Source organism: Alicyclobacillus herbarius DSM 13609 (assembly GCF_000430585.1).
Taxonomy (GTDB): Bacteria; Bacillota; Bacilli; order Alicyclobacillales; family Alicyclobacillaceae; genus Alicyclobacillus_G; species Alicyclobacillus_G herbarius.
In genome coordinates, this window is the sequence record NZ_AUMH01000017.1 from 39501 (window position 1) to 57246 (window position 17746).

Annotated in this window: 30 protein-coding genes; 28 read left to right on the forward strand and 2 right to left on the reverse strand. The window is 59.0% G+C overall.

The window, feature by feature from the left end; genetic code table 11:
* Positions 1-16: 16 nt before the first annotated feature.
* The 26 genes from rplN to H522_RS19185 all read left to right on the forward strand — a co-directional run bounded on the left by rplN (position 17) and on the right by H522_RS19185 (position 14420).
* Positions 17-385, forward strand: coding sequence for a 50S ribosomal protein L14 (gene rplN / locus H522_RS0112235; protein ID WP_026962542.1), 369 nt, complete (start codon positions 17-19; stop codon positions 383-385).
* 29 nt (positions 386-414) lie between these two features.
* On the forward strand, positions 415-735 hold the full coding sequence (rplX, locus tag H522_RS0112240) for a 50S ribosomal protein L24 (protein WP_081412104.1): 321 nt from the start codon (positions 415-417) through the stop codon (positions 733-735).
* Positions 736-761: 26 nt separating this feature from the next.
* Positions 762-1304 carry a 50S ribosomal protein L5 gene (gene rplE, locus H522_RS0112245; RefSeq protein WP_026962544.1) on the forward strand — a complete coding sequence of 181 codons (543 nt, stop codon included), beginning with the start codon at positions 762-764 and terminating at the stop codon, positions 1302-1304.
* A gap of 29 nt (positions 1305-1333) precedes the next feature.
* On the forward strand, positions 1334-1519 hold the full coding sequence (locus H522_RS0112250) for a type Z 30S ribosomal protein S14 (protein ID WP_026962545.1): 186 nt from the start codon (positions 1334-1336) through the stop codon (positions 1517-1519).
* Between the two features lie 21 nt (positions 1520-1540).
* Positions 1541-1939, forward strand: coding sequence for a 30S ribosomal protein S8 (gene rpsH / locus H522_RS0112255; protein ID WP_026962546.1), 399 nt, complete (start codon positions 1541-1543; stop codon positions 1937-1939).
* A 22-nt stretch (positions 1940-1961) separates the two neighbouring features.
* On the forward strand, positions 1962-2501 hold the full coding sequence (gene rplF / locus H522_RS0112260; protein ID WP_026962547.1) for a 50S ribosomal protein L6: 540 nt from the start codon (positions 1962-1964) through the stop codon (positions 2499-2501).
* Between the two features lie 29 nt (positions 2502-2530).
* Positions 2531-2899 (forward strand): 50S ribosomal protein L18, encoded by a 369-nt coding sequence (rplR, locus tag H522_RS0112265; RefSeq protein ID WP_026962548.1) that lies wholly within the window; start codon positions 2531-2533, stop codon positions 2897-2899.
* A gap of 19 nt (positions 2900-2918) precedes the next feature.
* A complete protein-coding gene (rpsE, locus tag H522_RS0112270; RefSeq protein WP_026962549.1) occupies positions 2919-3416 on the forward strand; it encodes a 30S ribosomal protein S5 in 498 nt (165 codons plus the stop codon).
* Positions 3417-3429: 13 nt separating this feature from the next.
* Positions 3430-3621, forward strand: a complete 192-nt coding sequence (rpmD, locus tag H522_RS0112275) for a 50S ribosomal protein L30 (RefSeq protein WP_026962550.1) — start codon at positions 3430-3432, stop codon at positions 3619-3621.
* A gap of 17 nt (positions 3622-3638) precedes the next feature.
* Entirely contained in the window at positions 3639-4082 is a 444-nt protein-coding gene (gene rplO, locus H522_RS0112280) for a 50S ribosomal protein L15 (protein ID WP_026962551.1), read from the forward strand.
* Between the two features lies 1 nt (position 4083).
* Entirely contained in the window at positions 4084-5364 is a 1281-nt protein-coding gene (gene secY / locus H522_RS0112285) for a preprotein translocase subunit SecY (RefSeq protein WP_026962552.1), read from the forward strand.
* A 23-nt stretch (positions 5365-5387) separates the two neighbouring features.
* Positions 5388-6038 carry an adenylate kinase gene (locus H522_RS0112290; RefSeq protein ID WP_026962553.1) on the forward strand — a complete coding sequence of 217 codons (651 nt, stop codon included), beginning with the start codon at positions 5388-5390 and terminating at the stop codon, positions 6036-6038.
* 14 nt (positions 6039-6052) lie between these two features.
* Positions 6053-6382, forward strand: coding sequence for a KOW domain-containing RNA-binding protein (locus tag H522_RS0112295; RefSeq protein WP_026962554.1), 330 nt, complete (start codon positions 6053-6055; stop codon positions 6380-6382).
* Positions 6369-6587: a translation initiation factor IF-1 gene (gene infA, locus H522_RS0112300; RefSeq protein ID WP_026962555.1), complete on the forward strand. Its 219-nt coding sequence runs from the start codon at positions 6369-6371 to the stop codon at positions 6585-6587. Before H522_RS0112295 ends, infA begins: the two co-directional genes overlap by 14 nt.
* A gap of 139 nt (positions 6588-6726) precedes the next feature.
* Positions 6727-6840, forward strand: coding sequence for a 50S ribosomal protein L36 (gene rpmJ / locus H522_RS0112305; protein WP_007505902.1), 114 nt, complete (start codon positions 6727-6729; stop codon positions 6838-6840).
* A 195-nt stretch (positions 6841-7035) separates the two neighbouring features.
* Positions 7036-7404 carry a 30S ribosomal protein S13 gene (gene rpsM / locus H522_RS0112310; protein ID WP_026962556.1) on the forward strand — a complete coding sequence of 123 codons (369 nt, stop codon included), beginning with the start codon at positions 7036-7038 and terminating at the stop codon, positions 7402-7404.
* Positions 7405-7425: 21 nt separating this feature from the next.
* Entirely contained in the window at positions 7426-7836 is a 411-nt protein-coding gene (gene rpsK, locus H522_RS0112315; protein ID WP_035453768.1) for a 30S ribosomal protein S11, read from the forward strand.
* Between the two features lie 103 nt (positions 7837-7939).
* Positions 7940-8569 (forward strand): 30S ribosomal protein S4, encoded by a 630-nt coding sequence (gene rpsD, locus H522_RS0112320; RefSeq protein WP_026962558.1) that lies wholly within the window; start codon positions 7940-7942, stop codon positions 8567-8569.
* Positions 8570-8621: 52 nt separating this feature from the next.
* Entirely contained in the window at positions 8622-9560 is a 939-nt protein-coding gene (locus H522_RS0112325) for a DNA-directed RNA polymerase subunit alpha (RefSeq protein ID WP_026962559.1), read from the forward strand.
* 39 nt (positions 9561-9599) lie between these two features.
* On the forward strand, positions 9600-9959 hold the full coding sequence (rplQ, locus tag H522_RS0112330; RefSeq protein ID WP_026962560.1) for a 50S ribosomal protein L17: 360 nt from the start codon (positions 9600-9602) through the stop codon (positions 9957-9959).
* Positions 9960-10003: 44 nt separating this feature from the next.
* Positions 10004-10744 carry a tRNA pseudouridine(38-40) synthase TruA gene (truA, locus tag H522_RS0112335; RefSeq protein WP_026962561.1) on the forward strand — a complete coding sequence of 247 codons (741 nt, stop codon included), beginning with the start codon at positions 10004-10006 and terminating at the stop codon, positions 10742-10744.
* Positions 10745-10935: 191 nt separating this feature from the next.
* Complete coding sequence (gene rplM, locus H522_RS0112340) at positions 10936-11376, forward strand: 50S ribosomal protein L13 (RefSeq protein ID WP_026962562.1); 441 nt, start codon at positions 10936-10938, stop codon at positions 11374-11376.
* 23 nt (positions 11377-11399) lie between these two features.
* Positions 11400-11792: a 30S ribosomal protein S9 gene (gene rpsI / locus H522_RS0112345; protein WP_026962563.1), complete on the forward strand. Its 393-nt coding sequence runs from the start codon at positions 11400-11402 to the stop codon at positions 11790-11792.
* A gap of 238 nt (positions 11793-12030) precedes the next feature.
* Positions 12031-12780 (forward strand): N-acetylmuramoyl-L-alanine amidase, encoded by a 750-nt coding sequence (locus H522_RS0112350; RefSeq protein WP_026962564.1) that lies wholly within the window; start codon positions 12031-12033, stop codon positions 12778-12780.
* A 49-nt stretch (positions 12781-12829) separates the two neighbouring features.
* Positions 12830-13294, forward strand: a complete 465-nt coding sequence (locus H522_RS20630) for a hypothetical protein (RefSeq protein WP_051344225.1) — start codon at positions 12830-12832, stop codon at positions 13292-13294.
* A 40-nt stretch (positions 13295-13334) separates the two neighbouring features.
* The gene (locus H522_RS19185) at positions 13335-14420 is read left to right on the forward strand and encodes an Mrp/NBP35 family ATP-binding protein (protein WP_035453771.1); all 1086 of its coding nucleotides are present in this window, start codon (positions 13335-13337) and stop codon (positions 14418-14420) included.
* Between the two features lie 113 nt (positions 14421-14533).
* On the opposite strand, the gene gerD is transcribed toward H522_RS19185, so the two are convergent.
* Positions 14534-15226, reverse strand: coding sequence for a spore germination lipoprotein GerD (gerD, locus tag H522_RS19190; RefSeq protein ID WP_051344226.1), 693 nt, complete (start codon positions 15224-15226; stop codon positions 14534-14536).
* Between the two features lie 226 nt (positions 15227-15452).
* On the opposite strand from gerD, the gene H522_RS0112370 reads away from it, so the two are divergent.
* Positions 15453-16106, forward strand: coding sequence for a KinB-signaling pathway activation protein (locus H522_RS0112370; RefSeq protein ID WP_026962565.1), 654 nt, complete (start codon positions 15453-15455; stop codon positions 16104-16106).
* Positions 16107-16156: 50 nt separating this feature from the next.
* Here the strand turns inward: H522_RS0112370 and pdaB are convergent, their stop codons facing one another.
* The gene (pdaB, locus tag H522_RS0112375; RefSeq protein ID WP_081412111.1) at positions 16157-16837 is read right to left on the reverse strand and encodes a polysaccharide deacetylase family sporulation protein PdaB; all 681 of its coding nucleotides are present in this window, start codon (positions 16835-16837) and stop codon (positions 16157-16159) included.
* A 121-nt stretch (positions 16838-16958) separates the two neighbouring features.
* Here pdaB and H522_RS0112380 point away from each other — a divergent pair, with 121 nt between their 5' ends.
* Complete coding sequence (locus tag H522_RS0112380; RefSeq protein ID WP_026962567.1) at positions 16959-17600, forward strand: stage II sporulation protein M; 642 nt, start codon at positions 16959-16961, stop codon at positions 17598-17600.
* Positions 17601-17746: the final 146 nt, after the last annotated feature.

Sequence of the window (17746 nt, forward strand, 5' to 3'; positions counted from 1 at the left end):
GGGAGGAGGTCTGACGATGATTCAACCACAGACCCGACTGGTCGTGGCGGACAACACCGGTGCGAAGGAGATTATGTGCTTCCGCGTGCTGGGTGGTTCCAACCGCAAGACGGCAAACATCGGCGACGTGATTGTCGCGTCCGTGAAGAGTGCAACACCCGGTGGCGTTGTCAAAAAGGGCGACGTGGTCAAGGCGGTTATTGTGCGCAGCAAGCGCGGGTTGCGGCGCCCGGACGGATCGTACATCCGCTTTGACGAGAACGCCGCGGTGATTATCCGTGAGGACAAGAGCCCGCGCGGAACGCGTATCTTTGGTCCAGTGGCGCGTGAACTGCGCGATCGCGATTTCATGAAAATCATCTCCCTGGCGCCGGAAGTGCTGTGAGCCAGGGGCGCACGATTGGGGGTGTCCGTATGCCGAAGCTGCACGTCAAGACCGGCGACAAAGTGGTCGTCATCGCCGGCAAGGACAAGTCGAAGACAGGCAAAGTGCTGAAGGTGTTTCCGAAGCAACAGCGCGTGCTGGTCGAAGGCGTGAACATCGTCAAGCGCCACACGAAGCCGAACTTCAAGTACCCTGAGGGCGGCATCATCGAGAAGGAGGCGCCTATCCACGTCTCCAACGTGATGCATGTCGATCCGAAGACCGGCGCGCCAACGCGCATTGGTTACAAGGTGTTGGAAGACGGGCGCAAGGTGCGTTACGCGAAAAAGTCTGGCGAAGTGATTGACTGAGTAGCCAGGTGAAAGGAGGGACCGAAGTGGCCCGTTTGCAGGAGCATTACAAGAATCACGTGGTTGGCGAGTTGATGAAGCAGTTCAACTACAAGTCCATCATGCAAGTTCCACGGATTGAAAAAGTCGTGGTCAACATGGGATTGGGCGAAGCCGTGCAGAACCCGAAGGTGATTGACGCGGCGGTCGACGACCTTACCCGCATCACCGGCCAGAAGCCGGTCGTCACCCGGGCGAAAAAGTCGATTGCCCAGTTCCGTATCCGCACCGGCATGCCGATTGGCGCCAAAGTGACGCTGCGCGGCGAGCGGATGTACCACTTTCTCGATAAATTGATGAACATCGCGCTCCCCCGTGTGCGCGACTTCCGCGGTGTTTCGCCGCGGGCGTTTGACGGTCGCGGCAACTATACCCTGGGGTTGCGCGAGCAGCTCATCTTCCCGGAAATCGACTACGATAAGGTCGATAAGGTGCGTGGCCTGGAAGTTGTGATTGTGACCACGGCGCCGACGGACGAAGAGGCGCGTGCTCTGTTGACGGCGATGGGAATGCCGTTCCGACGTTCCTGAGTCAAACTGAACTTGGGAGGATTGATGACGTGGCAAAGAAGTCGATGATTGCCAAGGCCCAGCGGAAGCCAAAGTTTAGCACGCGCGCGTATACGCGCTGCCGTATCTGCGGTCGGCCCCACTCGGTGCTGCGCAAGTTTGGCATCTGCCGCATTTGCTTCCGCAATCTGGCCTACAAGGGTCAGTTGCCGGGTGTGAAAAAGGCGAGCTGGTAAGAGGAAGGAGGTAATTCCACGATGGTGATGACGGACCCAATTGCAGATATGCTAACGCGCATCCGCAACGCGAACGCGGTTGGACACGACAAGGTCGAGGTGCCGGGTTCCAACCTGAAGCGTGCCTTGGCGGAGATCCTGAAGCGCGAAGGGTACATTCGTGACGCGGAGTTCATTCCGGACGACAAGCAGGGCATCATTCGCCTGTTCCTGAAGTACGGACGCAACCAGGAGCGGGTGATTACGGGCCTGAAGCGGATCTCGAAACCGGGGCGGCGCGTGTATGCGTCTCGGGATGAGATTCCCCGGGTTCTCGGCGGACTGGGTATTGCCATCTTGTCGACGTCCAAGGGCGTTCTGACGGACAAAGAGGCCCGCAAACTGGGTGTCGGCGGCGAGGTTATCTGTTACATCTGGTAAACTGCAGAACGGAGGTGCAAACATGTCCCGAATTGGCCGCAAACCGATTCAAATCCCTGCTGGCGTCGAGGTCTCCTGCCAAGGCCAGGAGGTCGTGGTGAAGGGCCCGAAAGGAACCCTGACGCGGCGGGTCCACCCGGACATGAAAGTGGTCGTGGAAAACGGGCAGATTGTCGTTGAACGGCCGAGCGACAACAAGTTGCACCGCAGTCTGCACGGCACCACCCGCAGCGTCCTGGCGAACATGGTCGAGGGCGTGACCAACGGCTACTCGAAGAGCCTGGAGTTGGTCGGCGTGGGCTACCGTGCGGCAAAAAGCGGCAACAAGGTGACCTTGTCCCTCGGTTTCTCGCATCCGGTGGAGCTCGATCCGGTCGAGGGCATCGAGATTGAGGTTCCGGCGGCGAACAAGCTCGTGATTCGCGGCATTGACAAGGAACTGGTCGGCGAGTATGCCGCAAAGGTGCGGAGCATCCGTAAACCGGAGCCGTATAAAGGCAAAGGCATCAAGTACGAAAATGAAGTCATTCGCCGCAAAGTCGGTAAGACTGGTAAGAAGTAAGCGGACGGGCTGAGGAAGGAGGGGCATGTATGATTAGCAAGGAAGACCGCAATCTGGCGCGCAAACGGCGGCACCTGCGGGTGCGCAAACGCGTTTCGGGCACGCCGGAGCGTCCTCGTTTGAACGTGTACCGTTCCAATAAGCACATCTACGCCCAGGTCATCGATGATGTGGCCGGGCACACCCTCGTCAGCGCCTCGACGCTCGATCCGGAGCTGCGCGAACAGGTGAGCAACGGAGGCAACGTGGAGGCGGCCGAAAAGGTCGGCACCCTTGTAGCCAAGCGGGCTTTGGAAAAGGGCATTGAGACGGTCGTGTTTGACCGCGGCGGATACTTGTACCATGGGCGTGTGCAGGCGTTGGCGGAAGCGGCGCGTGCAGCCGGTTTGAAATTCTAAACGAGAGGAAGGTGTCGTTGTGCGTATCGATCCGAATCAGCTGGAGCTGTCCGAGAAGCTGGTGACTGTCAACCGCGTGTCGAAGGTCGTCAAGGGTGGCCGCCGCTTCTCGTTCTCGGCCCTGATGGTCGTCGGCGACGGGAACGGCCACGTCGGCGCGGGTCTGGGCAAGGCCTCTGAGGTTCCGGAGGCCATCCGCAAAGCGGTTGAAGACGCGAAGAAGAACCTGATTCAAGTGCCGATGAAGGGCACCACGATTCCGCATGAGGCGATTGGTCACTTTGGTGCTGCTCGGGTGCTCATCAAGCCGGCGCCGGAAGGTAGTGGTGTGATTGCGGGTGGCCCGGCGCGTGCGGTGCTCGAATTGGCGGGGATTAAGGACATCGTCACCAAGTCGCTGGGTTCGCGGAACCCGATTAACATGGTTCACGCGACGCTGGACGGCCTGAAGCAGCTCAAGCGTGCGGAAGAGGTGGCTCGCCTGCGCGGCAAGAGCATTGAGGAAATCCTGGGATAAGGGAGGGTTACCGATGGCGAATAAATTGGCGATTACCCTCAAGCGCAGTCCCATTGGTCGGCCCGAGCCGCAGCGGCGCACGGTGAAGGCGTTGGGCTTGCACAAGTTGAACGAGACCGTGGTCCATGACGACAGCCCGACCATTCGCGGCATGATTAACAAGGTCGTGCACTTGGTCGAAGTGCAAGTTGTCGAATCGAACTGAGCGAGGGGGTGGATGGAATGCAGCTGCATGAATTGAAGGGCAATGAAGGTGCGCGCCACAGCCGCAAGCGTGTGGGCCGGGGGAGCAGCTCGGGGATGGGCAAAACCTCGACCCGCGGTCAGAAGGGCCAATGGGCCCGCTCGGGCGGCGGCGTACGGCCAGGGTTTGAAGGCGGTCAGACGCCTTTGTTCCGTCGACTGCCAAAGCGCGGCTTTACCAATGCGCGCTTCCGCAAAGAGTATGCGGTGGTGAATCTGTCGCAGCTCAGCGAGCTACCAGAAGGTACGGTGGTAACCCCCGAGTTCCTGAAGGAACAGCGGATTGTTCGCGACCTCAAGGACGGGGTGAAGGTTCTGGCGGGTGGCGACTTGACGGTAAAGTTGACCGTTCGGGCGCACGCATATTCGGCTGCTGCCAAGGCGAAGATTGAAGCGGCAGGCGGCACCGCTGAGGTGATCTAAATTGCAGACCTTCCTAAACCTGTGGAAGCTCAAGCACCTGCGGCGGCGAATCTTATTTACGTTGTTCATGATTGCGGTGTATCGCATTGGCACGTATATTCCGGTGCCGGACATGAACACCGCCCTCTTGAACAACCCCAGCAATCAAAACCCGCTGTTCGACCTGTTGAACATGTTCTCGGGCGGTGCGTTTTACCGCTTCTCGATCTTTGCGATGAGCGTGACGCCGTACATTACGGCGTCCATCATCGTGCAGTTGCTGCAGACCGGTGTGATTCGGCGGTTTGAGGAGTGGAGCAAGGAAGGAGAAGCGGGCCGGCGTAGGCTCACGCAGGTGACGCGTTATCTGACCGTGGCACTGGGGCTGGTGCAGGCTGCAGGGCTCACATTCTCATTCCACAGGGGAGGCCTGCTTTACGAGGATACCTGGTGGTGGTATATCGTCATTGTCATTGCGCTGACCGCCGGTGATACCCTACTGATGTGGTTCGGTGAGATGATCACCGAAAAGGGGATTGGCAACGGCATCTCCATCATCATTTTCGTCAGCATCATTGCGCGCCTTGGTCAGCTCGGCCAAGAGGTGTACACCAAGTGGTTCGTTCCCAACCCTGGCGACTGGTTTATGAACGGACTCAAGGTCTTGCTTTTGGTTGCCGGTGTGGTGCTGATTTTCGGGTTGATTGTATTTGTGCAGCAGGCCGAGCGCAAGATTCCGGTCCAGTATGCCAAGCGTGTGGTCGGCCGCACCATCTACAGCGGTCAGCAGACGCACATCCCGCTTAAGGTCAACGCGGCGGGTGTGATTCCGGTGATTTTCGCCAGTTCGTTGCTCATGCTGCCGTATATGGCGGCCTCGTTCTTCCAGAAGCACGCCTGGGCACAATGGATTATGCGCTACCTGTATCCGAACTCAGGATGGTTTATCGCGGCGGAGGTCGTATTCATCATCCTGTTTACGTTCTTCTACACGCACGTGCAGATTAACCCGCAGCAGCTGGCGGAGCAGTTGCAAAAGCACGCGGGGTACATTCCCGGTGTCCGGCCTGGGGACGAGACGGAGTTGTACATCGTGCGCGTGGTCAACCGGATTACGGTTTTCGGATCCGTCTTTTTGGGGGGCATTTCGGTTCTACCGTTCCTGCTCTTGTCAGGGGCAGGCTTGACGTCGGTTTACTTCGGAGGCACCTCACTGTTGATTATCGTGGGTGTCGCGCTCCAGACGCTGCAGCAGCTGGAAGGGCAGCTGTTGCAACGCCACTATCGCGGGTTCATCCGTTGATCAATTCTGGGGGGAGAGACGGGATGCAAATCGTCTTACTAGGTATGCCCGGGGCCGGCAAGGGCACCCAGGCGGCCCGCATTCGCGAGGATTATGGCTTGGTGCACATCTCGACCGGTGATATGTTCCGGGCAGCGGCCGCGATGGGGACGCCCCTTGGCCAAAAGGTCAAAGGGTACCTGGATAGTGGCAAGTTGGTGCCGGACGACGTGACGATAGAAGTGGTGCGTGAACGATTGCGCCAGCCGGACGCGGAGCAGGGATTCCTCTTGGACGGTTTTCCACGGACCCTGCCGCAGGCAGAGGCGCTCGATGCGATGTTGACGGAGATTGGCCGTGACCTGAGTGCCGCGTTGTACATCCACGTGCCGCAAGAGGTCCTGTTGTCCAGGATGACTGGACGTCGCATCTGCCGCGCATGCGGGGCGACGTATCACGTGGTGTTTCAACCACCTCGCCAGGAGGGCATTTGCGACCGCTGTGGAGGCGAGTTGTATCAACGCAGCGACGACACCGAGGAAGCCGTGAAGACCCGCTTGCAGCAGTACGCGCACACGGCGCCCCTGGTCGAATATTATCGGAAGCGGGGACTGCTGCGGCAGGTGGACGGGCAACGCCCGATTGATGATGTGTATGCCGAGGTGAAGAAGGTCTTGGCCGAACTCGGTGCTTGAGGTGAGAGACGACATTGAGGCAGCCGGAGTTGCCTGAACTAGGCCGCATTGTGGAAGTCACGCACGGCAGGGACCGTGGGTTGTTTGCCGTGGTCATTGGCTATGGCGGTGACCGTTTTATCCTTGTCGCCGACGGACGCTTGCGCAAAGCGGACAAACCCAAAAAGAAAAATGTCGCGCATGTTCGACGAACGTCGTTTCTGGCGGAGGAGATCCGAGTCGCGCTACAAACCGAGGGGCGCGTGACCAACGCCCAGCTGCGCCATGCCTTACGTGTGGCGTTGCCCGAGTTGCTGACACTTGATGGAGATCCGAAAGGGGGCGCAGGAGATGGCGAAGGATGACGTCATTGAAGTGGAAGGCACTGTGATTGAACCGCTGCCGAACGCCATGTTTCGGGTTGAATTGGAGAATGGGCACAAGATTCTCGCCCACGTCTCGGGGAAGATTCGCATGCATTACATCAAGATTTTGCCCGGTGACCGTGTGACCGTCGAACTCTCGCCCTACGACCTGACGCGTGGCAGAATTACCTACCGGTACAAGTAACTGATGCTGGAGATTTTGCGGGATTTCCGGTATCATAGGGAGGTTGGGATTGGACGTATGTCCACCACCGCCCTCCCGGAATTCACGACATTCTCGGAGCGGTGGTCCTGCCGAATCCGAGATGTGAGGAGGGATCAAGGTGAAGGTTCGCCCATCGGTCAAGCCGATTTGCGAGAAGTGCAAGGTGATTCGGCGTAAGGGCACCGTCATGGTGATCTGCGAAAACCCGAAACACAAACAGCGCCAGGGATGAGTCGACCTGGGCGGCGCATTTCGCGCGGCCCGATATCGCGCGCCCGTTTCGGGGCGTACGGCTCTTCCGGCACAACGATGAGGCGCAATCACGATTGCAGCGCGGCTGCCTAAGGGGGCGAGTACGCCCGCTTGGGGCTGTCATCGTGTTGATGTATAGATTTACGCAGCACATAAGTTGGAGGTGGAAACCCGAATGGCTCGTATTGCAGGCGTGGACTTGCCTCGCGACAAACGAGTGGAGATCGGTTTGACCTATATTTACGGCATTGGCCGTACAACGGCGAACAAGATTCTCCAGGAGACTGGCATCAACCCGGATACGCGGGTGCGCGACCTGACGGAGGACGAGGTCGTCCGTCTGCGCGAAACGATTGACCGCAACTACAAGGTAGAAGGTGACCTCCGGCGTGAGGTGGCTTTGAACATCAAGCGGTTGATTGAAATCGGATCGTACCGCGGCATGCGGCACCGCAGGGGGCTCCCGGTGCGCGGTCAGCGGACGAAGACCAATGCGCGCACGCGCAAGGGCCCTCGCCGCACGGTGGCGGGTAAGAAGAAGTAATCCGGTTAAGGGGGTAGTACGATGCCGAGAGGAAACCAGCGACGCACCACAGGCGCTGTGCGCACGAAGCGGCGTGATCGCAAAAACGTGGAATTTGGGGTCGCCCACATCAAGTCGACCTTTAACAATACGATTGTCTCCATTACGGACCAGAGCGGGAACGTCATTTCGTGGTCTTCCGCAGGCAATGTCGGCTTCAAGGGCTCGCGCAAGAGCACCCCGTTTGCTGCGCAGATGGCGGCTGAGGCGGCTGCTCGTACGGCGATGGAGCACGGCATGAAGCAGGTGGAGGTTGCGGTGAAGGGTCCGGGCGCCGGGCGTGAAGCGGCCATCCGTTCGCTGCAGGCGGCGGGGCTGGAGGTCACGGGGATTCGCGACGTGACGCCGATTCCGCACAATGGTTGCCGGCCGCCGAAGCGCCGCCGCGTCTGAATAAGACACTGGCCGCCGCGACGACGAATGGAATGTCGAGATGTGATTTCAAGAAGCTACGGCGAGAACAGGTATAGATGAAAGTGGAGGTGTCAAGACTAGAATGGCAAGATATACCGGACCGGTCTGTCGGCTGTGCCGCCGTGAAGGCGTCAAGCTGTATCTGAAGGGTGAGCGCTGCCTCGGACCGAAGTGTGCGATTGACCGCCGCGCGACCGTACCGGGTCAGCACGGCCAGGGTCGCCGCCGCAACCCGTCGGAGTACGGGCTGCAGCTGCGTGAGAAGCAGAAGGCGCGTCGTTTCTACGGCGTTTTGGAGAAGCAGTTTGAGCGTTACTATGAGGATGCGGCGCGGCGTCAGGGCATTACGGGTGAGACCCTGTTGCAGACGTTGGAGAGCCGGCTGGACAATGTCGTGTACCGTTTGGGCTTTGCGGCCTCTCGTCCGGAGGCGCGTCAGTTGGTCCGTCATGGGCATTTTGAAGTGAACGGCCGGCGTGTGAACATCCCGTCCTACCTGACCAAGGTTGGCGACGTGATTACCATCCGCGAAAAGAGCCGTTCCCTGTCTCGGTTCAAGGAACTCCTGGAAGCGGCTGAGAGCCAGACGGTCAGCCCGTGGCTGGAGCGCGACCTGGCGAACTTTACCGGCAAGGTGCTGCGTCTGCCTGCCCGCGAGGAGATTGATACGCCAGTTGCAGAGCAGATGATTGTCGAGTACTACTCGCGGTAATGGGCTGCACCGGGAACGGTGAGGCTGCCAGGCAAAGCGAGGGGGGTTACGGATGATCGAAATGGAGAAGCCGAATATTGAGGTTGTGGAGAGTACGGGTACGTACGGCAAGTTTGTCGTAGAACCGTTGGAACGTGGATATGGTACGACTTTGGGCAACTCGCTGCGCCGCATCCTGTTGTCATCGATTCCCGGTGCTGCCGTGCGGTCGGTGAAGATTGAAGGGGTGCTGCACGAGTTTTCGACCATTCCCGGCGTTGTGGAGGACACGACGCAAATCATCCTGAATCTCAAGCGGCTCTCACTGAAGATACATTCCGATGAGGAAAAAGGGCTGGTGATTGACGCCGAGGGTCCGGGTGAAATCAAGGCGGGCGATATCCGCGGGGACTCCGATGTGGAGATTATCAATCCCGACCTGCACATTGCCACCTTGACGGACGGGGCTCACCTGTATGCGGAACTTCGAGCCGGTCGTGGCCGTGGGTATGTCCCGGCTGACCGGAACAAGGGAGAGCAGCAGGAAATCGGCATCATCCCGATTGACTCCATCTATTCACCGATTACGCGCGTGAACTTTACGGTGGAGAACACCCGTGTCGGGCAGGTTACCGACTACGATAAACTCACCCTCGAAGTCTGGACGGATGGCAGCGTGGCACCGGAAGAGGCAGTGAGTATCGGGGCAAAAATCCTGACGGATCACCTAGCGTTGTTTGTCGGCCTGACAGACAGGGAGCACGAGACCGATGTGCTGGTGGAGACGGAGGATGCACCGGCCGACAAGTCGCTGGACGTCCCGATAGAGGAACTCGACCTATCGGTGCGCTCCTACAACTGTCTGAAGAGGGCGGGCATCAACACAGTGGGTGAATTGTGCTCCAAGACGGAGGACGAGATGATGAAAGTCCGCAACCTGGGGCGCAAGTCGTTGGAAGAAGTGATTGAGAAATTGGCGGCGATGGGACTCAGTCTGCGTCAGGAAGACTGACCCGCGCTTCGATATACCGGGTACGAGGAGGCGAACACGGTGGGATATCGCAAATTGGGTCGGCCCAGCGGTGCGCGTAAGGCGCTCTTGCGCAGCCTTGTCACCGATTTGTTCATGTACGGGCGCATTGAGACGACTGAGGCCAAGGCGAAAGAGGTTCGCCGGATTGCCGATAAGATGATCACGCTGGCGAAGCGTGGCGACCTGCACGCACGGCGTCAGGTGGCGGCCTACGTGCGCCGTGAGCGCGAAGAGAATGAAAAGCGTGACGTGATTCAGAAGCTGTTCGATGAGATTGCGCCGCGTTTCGCGGAGCGCAACGGCGGTTACACACGCATCATCAAGGTCGGACCGCGCCGCGGCGACGCTGCACCGATGGTGTATATTGAGTTGGTGTAACGGAGGATTTGCGGTCTGCGGATGAGCCGGGGGCGGGGATGCCGATGGCCAAGATTCGCATGGTAATCGCATATGACGGGACAGACTTCCACGGGTTCGCCAGGCAGCGAAACCTAAGGACGGTGCAGGGAACGCTGGAGGCGGCGCTGCAACGGGTCTTGGGGATACCCGTGGAAGTCTTTGGTTCTGGACGAACGGACGCGGGCGTCCACGCGCGAGGTCAGGTCGTGCACTTCGACCAGCCGTATGGACCACCTGCAGAACGCTATCCGTTCATTCTGGGCCGCCTGCTGCCCAGAGACTTGATGGTGGTTTCGGCAGAGGAGGCGCCAGAAACGTTCCACGCGCGTTTTTCGGCGGTCGGGAAGGTCTACCGTTACACACTGCAGCGGGCGGACGAAGAAGACATTTTTACACGCCGCTACGCGTGGCATGTACCGGGTTCGCTGGACGAGTCGGCGATGCGCCGTGCGGCGGATGCGCTTATCGGTGAACACGACTTCACCAGCTTTTGTGCCGCCACGACGCCGGTGGAGGATAAGCGCCGCAACGTTTACGCCATCGACTTTGCGAGGCGGGGCACCTACCTCGATATCTACTGCCGGGGGAATGGCTTCCTGCAATACATGGTACGTATCATCGTGGGTACGTTGGTTGATGTCGGGCACGGGCGGATTTCCCCCGAGCAAATCCCACGTATCCTTGCGGCCCGCGACAGGCGTCTGGCCGGGCAAACAGCGCCTCCCTACGGCCTGGCGTTATGGCAAGTTCAATATCCGTCTTGACGTTTACCGATAATTATCATAGACTACAACTTAGTGTCTTTTACCCACTGCCCCCCGTTACAGTGTGGAAAGAAGAACGGTTGTCTGACCATCGCTATAGATGATGGACACGCTTCAAACGCTTCAAAGTGGAACATGAGCTAGTCCGCTGCCTATCGCGGCGGTTGCAAAGCAAGTCGGGAGGGACTCGCATGCGAACGACGTACATGGCGAAGCCGAACGCCGTGGAGCGCAAGTGGTACGTGATTGACGCGACCGGCTGGCGCGTTGGCCGTTTGGCGACGGAAATTGCGAAGATCTTGCGCGGTAAGCATAAGCCAGAGTTTACGCCGCACGTGGATACGGGCGATTTTGTGATTGTGACGAACGTGGAGAAGGTTGTTCTGACCGGCGACAAGTGGCAGCAGAAGATGTACCGCCGTCACTCCGGGTATCCCGGTGGTCTCAAGGAAACGCGTGCGATTGACATGCTGCGCACCCATCCAGAGCGTATCCTGGAGAGTGCAGTCCGCGGCATGCTGCCGCATAACTCGCTTGGCCGCAAGCAGTTCACGAAGCTGAAGCTATATGTTGGACCGGATCATCCGCATCAGGCTCAGCAGCCCATTCCCTGGGAGCCCACGGGTAAATAACGACGGAGGAGGTACCCTGACCCATGGCACAAGTCCAGTATCTTGGCACCGGTCGGCGCAAGCACTCCGTGGCACGCGTCCGGTTGGTGCCTGGCGATGGTAAGTTCATCGTTAATCATCGTGATATGAACGAATACTTTCCGTTGGAGACGCTGCGCCTTATCGTCAAGCAGCCACTCCTGTTGACCGAAACTTTGGGGCGCTACGACGTCTATGTGAACGTCTACGGCGGCGGCATCTCTGGCCAGGCTGGTGCGGTCCGGCATGGCATTGCCCGTGCGTTGCTACAGGTCAATCCAGAGTTGCGCCCGGTCCTCAAGAAGGCCGGTCTGTTGACCCGAGATGCACGCATGAAGGAACGGAAGAAGTACGGTCTGAAAGCGGCTCGCCGCGCGCCTCAGTTCTCGAAGCGCTAAGGCGACAGCCTGCAAAGCCAAACGCTTGCGGCACGCGTTCGTGACTGCGGAATGTTCCCCGTTACGAATCGTGCGGCACGGTTGAAAATGCGTGTCTAGAGAGCTCTGACCCATTCCGGACAACTTGTTACAGGGCACCGATGAGGTGCCCTTTTTTCATGAATTTCACGTGCTTGCATACACTGTATTGGACGAGACTGACCTTGGGCGCAAGGCGCCGCTTGGGGGCGAGTCCAGCGTGAAGACATGGCATCTTTGCCGGTGGCAACAGCGGATTGTTCGTATCCTGTGCGGAATCGCTGTTACTTTGGCCCTGATAGGGATTTCTCCAGCCCACGCACAGCCTGATTTCCAAGAGCCGAATCTTGTCGGCCAAGTGATTGTGTTGGACGCAGGCCACGGCGGACCGGACGGGGGGGCCTGCTCTGCCGACGGGGTACTGGAAAAGACGATTACCCTGGCGATTGCCAAGCGCACCGCGGCCTGGTTGCAGCGGGCCGGGGCGACGGTCTACTTGACCCGAACCACCGATACCGATTTAGCTACCGATGCGGACCGGGCAGCACGACGGCGTCACCAGGGGGACTTGCGTGAGCGTGTACGTTTTATCCGTCGCCACGACCCCGACGTGTGCGTCATCATTCACTGTGACGCGGTTCCGTCGCCAAGGTGGTCTGGGGCGACCACGCTCTACTACCGTGACAACCCAGACGGGAAGCGGTTGGCCAAGGTGATGCAGGACACGTTTCGCGAGACACTCCTGCCCACCGACCGCGAACCCAAGTCCAACGACACCCTGTACATCCTACGCCGGGTGCACGGAGCCACGGCGCTCGCGGAAGTAGGCTTTTTGTCCAATCCGTACGAAGCGAAACACTTGGAAACGCCCGCGTATCAGGACCGTGTGGCATTGGCCTTGTACCTGTCCATCGTCCGCTACCTTGGTGGAGAGGGTTTCGAGGAGAATCCTCCGGAAGAGACGGAGTGACGCCGGGCTCGAGGTGGTCCGCACACGCACTCATAAGGAGGGATGATGGGTGACACGCCGACAGGTGAAACGCGGCTCGATAATGGCTGTCCTCGGCGGCGCCGCGCTCCTCATGGGATTGTCCATCTTTGTCCACCACCCATGGCAGCGGCTGCCGGCCGAAGCTACGGCGGACGAGCACCCACCGTCTGTCTGTCGGCTGGCCCCAACACACCTGGTATGGCGCGGCCGGCCCGTTTATCGGCTGTGGAACCCATCCCCTCATCCCCTCCACCACATCGCCCTCAACAGCCTGTCGGAAGAACCCCTCGTTCTTCTCGCTATCACCTCCACTGCGAATCCACCGCGCTTTTGCGATCCGCTCGCCAACCCAACCTATACGCTGCCTGCGGGGGGCTCGCTGTGGTTTGTAGGCCCGAAGCCGCCGCCCCTGAAAATCATCGTCCACTGGCAGGATGCCGAGGGTCGCATCCACCATGAGTTCGACGCCTCCGAGACGAATGGTGTACACTAAGAAGAGGGACGAAAGATTCCCTGATAAAGGGGGTACATCCATGGTCGACGAACGTCAGATTCGCGAAGCGCTCCGGGATGTCGAAGACCCGGAAATTCATAAAAGCATTGTCGAGTTGGAGATGGTGCGCAATATCACCATCCAGGGAACACATGTCGCCGTGGAGATTGCCTTAACCATCGGCGGCTGTCCGCTCCGTACGACCATCGAACAGGCGGTGCGCGAGAAGCTGTTGGCTCTCGACGGGGTGGAAAGCGTCGATGTCCGGTTGAGTACGATGAGCGAGGAGGAGCGCGCGAAGTTTGCCGCCAAGCTGCGTGGACCGCAGCGGGAACAAAAGGTCCCGCCGCTGTTGCAGCCGGACGCCGGCGTGGAGTTCATCGCCGTAGCCTCGGGCAAGGGGGGCGTCGGTAAGTCCACCGTGACCGCCAATCTGGCCCGGGCTCTGGCTCATCAGGGTGTGAAGGTTGGGGTGATTGACGCCGATATTTACGGGTTTAGCATCCCCAGCATCTTTGGCATCAAGAAACAACGTCCGACCGTCATCGACGACCTCATCATCCCCATTGAAGTCGAAGGGGTCAAGGTCATCTCGATGGACTTCTTTGTTCCAGAGAACAATCCGGTCGTCTGGCGCGGTCCGATGCTGGGCAAGATGCTGCGCAACTTCTTTGGAGAGGTCCACTGGGGAGATGTCGAACTGGTACTCCTAGATCTGCCACCAGGAACCGGGGACATCGCCTTAGACGTTCACCAACTGCTCCCCAAGAGCAAGGAGATTATTGTGACCACACCGCAGACTGACGCCGCGGACGTCGCGGTTCGGGCAGGCTTAATGGGGATACGCACCCAGCACGAGATCCTCGGTGTGGTGGAGAACATGGCTTGGTACGAATGCGCCGGATGCGGCGAACGCGCGTATCTGTTTGGCCGAGGCGGTGGTGACCGCGTCGCTGCGGAACTGCGCAGCCCGGTGTTGGCGCAGATTCCGATGGCAGCGCTGGCCGACGAGCAATCTTCCTTGTTCGCCCCCGACACGCCCCAGGGCCGAGCGTTCCAAGCGTGCGCCGACGAGGTTTTGCGCCGCATTCGGTTGCGCGGCAACAATCCGGCCGTGGCTCACTGACCCCACACACTGGTGGGGCAGTCACACATCGGTCGATAGACATCCAAGCAAGAGGACCCCGCGTCCATGCGAGGTCCTCTTGATCTATCGCGCGACGCGAACGGCGGTCTTTGTCAGCCGCCGCTGCCGCCAGCACCGCCACCTCCTCCACCGGACGATCCGCCCCCCTGACCGCCCTGGCCACCTTGCCCTTGTTGCCCGCCTTGTTGCTGTCCGGCCTGCTGAATCTGGTCGGCCACCGCCGATTTCAGGGCTTGCTCAAACTGCATACGGAAGCTAGGGGTCTGCAGGGCGTCCGTCATGATTTTCATGATTTGTCCACGGAACTGTGGGGTTTGAAAGAGGCTCTGAAGGTGGTTCGTGAAGTCTGGAGACTTCAACAGCACCAACATGTCCTTCTGATACTCCGGGTCTTTCATCAGCTGTTTGTTGACAGACACGAGTTCTGGCTGCACCGCCTTGGCTAGGGCAGCCGCAAACTTCGGGTCCTTTGCCTGCTGGGCTAAAAAGGACTGGCTTTGTTTGGACTGTAACTGCTTCTCTAACGCCTGACGAATGTCCGACTCGGAGACGGTCAACTGTTGCTTTGTTTGGGGATCCCGCAGGGCCTGGGCGATGGCTTCCCGCCCTTCCTTGGAATTGAGGATGTCGACCACCATCTGTTTGGTGGTGCCATAGTCCTGTCCACCACCACCTGCACCGCCGCCCGCACCCGATACCTCGGCTTGTGCGCCCCCTTCCGATCCGCATCCGACTCCAACGAGCGCGATCATGGCGAGTGCACTCACCAGCCTTTTCGCCTTCATTCGCCACACCCCCTGCCTTCCTCCGGCGTCGCACGGGTTCACGCGGCTAGTATGTCGACGGTGAGGCCGGAGTATACGTTCGATTCGACGTTCGACACACTCCTGTGCGTTCGGCAAGGTACTGTGGATTCGATAACATCCAATCAAGACATGTAGGAATCGTTGGAGTATTGGAACCTATCTGGGCATTGGAGTATCATGGTATCAGACGGAGGGGGACGGGTGGATGCGACTCAATCAGCTCGTGTTTCTCGTGGCCAGCACAGTCCTTGTCGGGGCGGTGGTCGGTTTCGCGACAGCGGCGGCCGGAATGGTTCACGTGGCGTGGTATCGCGGATTGACGGAGGGCGCGTTCCTGGCGACTACCAGCCTGATGGGTTTTTGGGCCTTCCTGACGCTGAACTTTGTGGCGCGCATAAGCTTGCCGCGGCGGGTCTGGCGCTGGGCGCAAGCGCTGTTTTTACTACTCGCCTTATTCGATATGCTGTGGTATCGATACCGGCTTGAGACTTTGGCACACCCTGGGGCGTCCGCGCCGTACAGTATCTACCTCGTACAGGGCTTGTGGCCGTTTTTGGTGGCATTGGTAGGCGCCGCCGCGAAACGTCGCCTGTCGGGAGCGGGGAGTTTTATTCCGACCGCGTTCTACCTGTACGTGTTTACGATTATCGATTGGCTCTTGGTGATTAAATCGCAGGCCAATGCGGCCATTGTCAATCAAACCGGTCTGGTGATGATGGCCTGTAACCTCTATATGATTCTCATCTTTGGCAAGCTGTTGTCAGGCGGATCGCCGTCGCGGACGGAACCGACGCAATCCCAAACCGTACATCCGCGGACTTATCCATCGACCCACCTGACTCCGAGTGAGGAACGCTGACGGGGCAGGCCCCTGGCCATATGGCCGGGGCCCTTCTTAAACTCGCTTGTTTACTCCACTTTCGATTCGACCTTTGCCTGTGACAACAATTCCGAAACGGTCACGAACCGATAGCCTTTCGCGCGCAGCCCGGATATAATCTGTGGCAGCGCCTCAACAATTTGTTTCGATGAATCGCTCGCGTGCATCAGGATGATGTCGCCCGGAACGGCCCGATTCAGGACGCGCTCTGTGATGGCTTTCACCCCAGGATTTTTCCAATCCAAGGAGTCGGTGTTCCACTGGATAACCGTATAGCCCATGTTGTTCAAACAGCGAATCACCCGGGGATTGAAGTCCCCGTTCGGGGTTCGAATCAGGCGCGTCTTGACGCCGGTCACTTGGTAGATGGCCTTTTCCGATAAGGCGACTTGCTGGCGGATCCAACTGTCCGGATAGTTGGAGAAGTCTTTATGCAGATGCCCGTGGTTGCCAATCTCGTAGCCCATATCGTGGATGCGCTTGGCAATCTTCGGGTGCCGCTGTGTCCAGGGTCCGCTGAGAAAGAAGGTCGCCTTGTCGACCTTTTCTCGTTTCAAGACATCGAGGACGGGTTCGGGCACCTTTTCGCCCCAGGAAATATCAAAGGTGAGCGCCACCACTTTTTCCGGTGTATCCACCTTATAGATGGCGCTGGGCTTTTCGGCTGCGTCGACGCGGATTTCTCCAGCGGCCGCGAACAAAACGGCCATGAACAAGGCGATAATACTGCTGATGGCGAGGAACCGTTTGGTATCCCGCACGCTGAATCAACCCCCTCGTGGACAGGTTCAAGTCTTTGCCCAGTGTATGCGTTGAAAGCGAGGTACATACATGTCCAATTCCGGAGTTCCCCACACGAACAAGTCGTTTCCATGGTTTATTGCCCTAGCCTTGCTGCTGTTGGTGGCCGGGTTTGTGAGCGGAGCGCTCTGGCCGCACCACTTTCAGGAGACGCTCGGCCCAGTTATCGAAAAATTGAAGCGAACCGCCGAGGGCATATCGTCCACCTCGGTTTTGGGCGCCATCTGGACCATCTTCTTCAACAACGCCATCGCGGCGCTGGAGCTGATCGTGCTGGGTCTGTTTTTAGGCGTTTTCCCGGCAGTGATGTTGTGGTTGAATGGAGTCCTGCTGGGGTACGTGACCGCCCTCGCTGTTCAACAGGCGCACGTACCTTTGTGGAAGGTTTTGGTGTATGGCGTTCTTCCACACGGGGTTTTCGAATTGACCGCCATCGTCTGGGCGACGGTGCTGGGGTTTCAACTCGGCTTTGCCGCGATACACAGCCTGACCCGGCGGATGAGAACGAGCACCACAGGTACCACCGTGGAAACTCGCGAACCCCGGTTATCGTTGCGCAGTGAGCTTCGCCGCGCTGCACGCCACCTACCCTGGATTCTGGCTTTACTCGTGGTGGCTGCCTGCGTTGAGGCCACCGTCACCCCTCACCTTATCGCCCTGGTTCGGGTATAGTCTCCCGTCCACAGGCTTAGCTCCATGGCTTTGGGGCCGACCCAGGCCGTCGTGCAGGCGGCCCATATCGACGCTCTTTTTTCGTGATCCCAAGTGTCCGAACGGATGTGGATGGGCATACTATCGCTGGAACTGCCGGCGGGATA

Bases quoted from the DNA above. Each gene is read 5' to 3' on its own strand.
- rplN (WP_026962542.1), top strand. From the start codon at position 17: ATGATTCAACCACAGACCCGACTGGTCGTGGCGGACAACACCGGTGCG.
- rplX (WP_081412104.1), top strand. From the start codon at position 415: ATGCCGAAGCTGCACGTCAAGACCGGCGACAAAGTGGTCGTCATCGCC.
- rpsH (WP_026962546.1), top strand. From the start codon at position 1,541: ATGGTGATGACGGACCCAATTGCAGATATGCTAACGCGCATCCGCAAC.
- rplF (WP_026962547.1), top strand. From the start codon at position 1,962: ATGTCCCGAATTGGCCGCAAACCGATTCAAATCCCTGCTGGCGTCGAG.
- rplR (WP_026962548.1), top strand. From the start codon at position 2,531: ATGATTAGCAAGGAAGACCGCAATCTGGCGCGCAAACGGCGGCACCTG.
- rpmD (WP_026962550.1), top strand. From the start codon at position 3,430: ATGGCGAATAAATTGGCGATTACCCTCAAGCGCAGTCCCATTGGTCGG.
- rplO (WP_026962551.1), top strand. From the start codon at position 3,639: ATGCAGCTGCATGAATTGAAGGGCAATGAAGGTGCGCGCCACAGCCGC.
- H522_RS0112290 (WP_026962553.1), top strand. From the start codon at position 5,388: ATGCAAATCGTCTTACTAGGTATGCCCGGGGCCGGCAAGGGCACCCAG.
- infA (WP_026962555.1), top strand. From the start codon at position 6,369: ATGGCGAAGGATGACGTCATTGAAGTGGAAGGCACTGTGATTGAACCG.
- rpsM (WP_026962556.1), top strand. From the start codon at position 7,036: ATGGCTCGTATTGCAGGCGTGGACTTGCCTCGCGACAAACGAGTGGAG.
- rpsK (WP_035453768.1), top strand. From the start codon at position 7,426: ATGCCGAGAGGAAACCAGCGACGCACCACAGGCGCTGTGCGCACGAAG.
- rpsD (WP_026962558.1), top strand. From the start codon at position 7,940: ATGGCAAGATATACCGGACCGGTCTGTCGGCTGTGCCGCCGTGAAGGC.
- H522_RS0112325 (WP_026962559.1), top strand. From the start codon at position 8,622: ATGATCGAAATGGAGAAGCCGAATATTGAGGTTGTGGAGAGTACGGGT.
- truA (WP_026962561.1), top strand. From the start codon at position 10,004: ATGGCCAAGATTCGCATGGTAATCGCATATGACGGGACAGACTTCCAC.
- rplM (WP_026962562.1), top strand. From the start codon at position 10,936: ATGCGAACGACGTACATGGCGAAGCCGAACGCCGTGGAGCGCAAGTGG.
- rpsI (WP_026962563.1), top strand. From the start codon at position 11,400: ATGGCACAAGTCCAGTATCTTGGCACCGGTCGGCGCAAGCACTCCGTG.
- H522_RS19185 (WP_035453771.1), top strand. From the start codon at position 13,335: ATGGTCGACGAACGTCAGATTCGCGAAGCGCTCCGGGATGTCGAAGAC.
- gerD (WP_051344226.1), bottom strand. From the start codon at position 15,226: ATGAAGGCGAAAAGGCTGGTGAGTGCACTCGCCATGATCGCGCTCGTT.
- H522_RS0112370 (WP_026962565.1), top strand. From the start codon at position 15,453: ATGCGACTCAATCAGCTCGTGTTTCTCGTGGCCAGCACAGTCCTTGTC.
- pdaB (WP_081412111.1), bottom strand. From the start codon at position 16,837: ATGGCCGTTTTGTTCGCGGCCGCTGGAGAAATCCGCGTCGACGCAGCC.
- H522_RS0112380 (WP_026962567.1), top strand. From the start codon at position 16,959: ATGTCCAATTCCGGAGTTCCCCACACGAACAAGTCGTTTCCATGGTTT.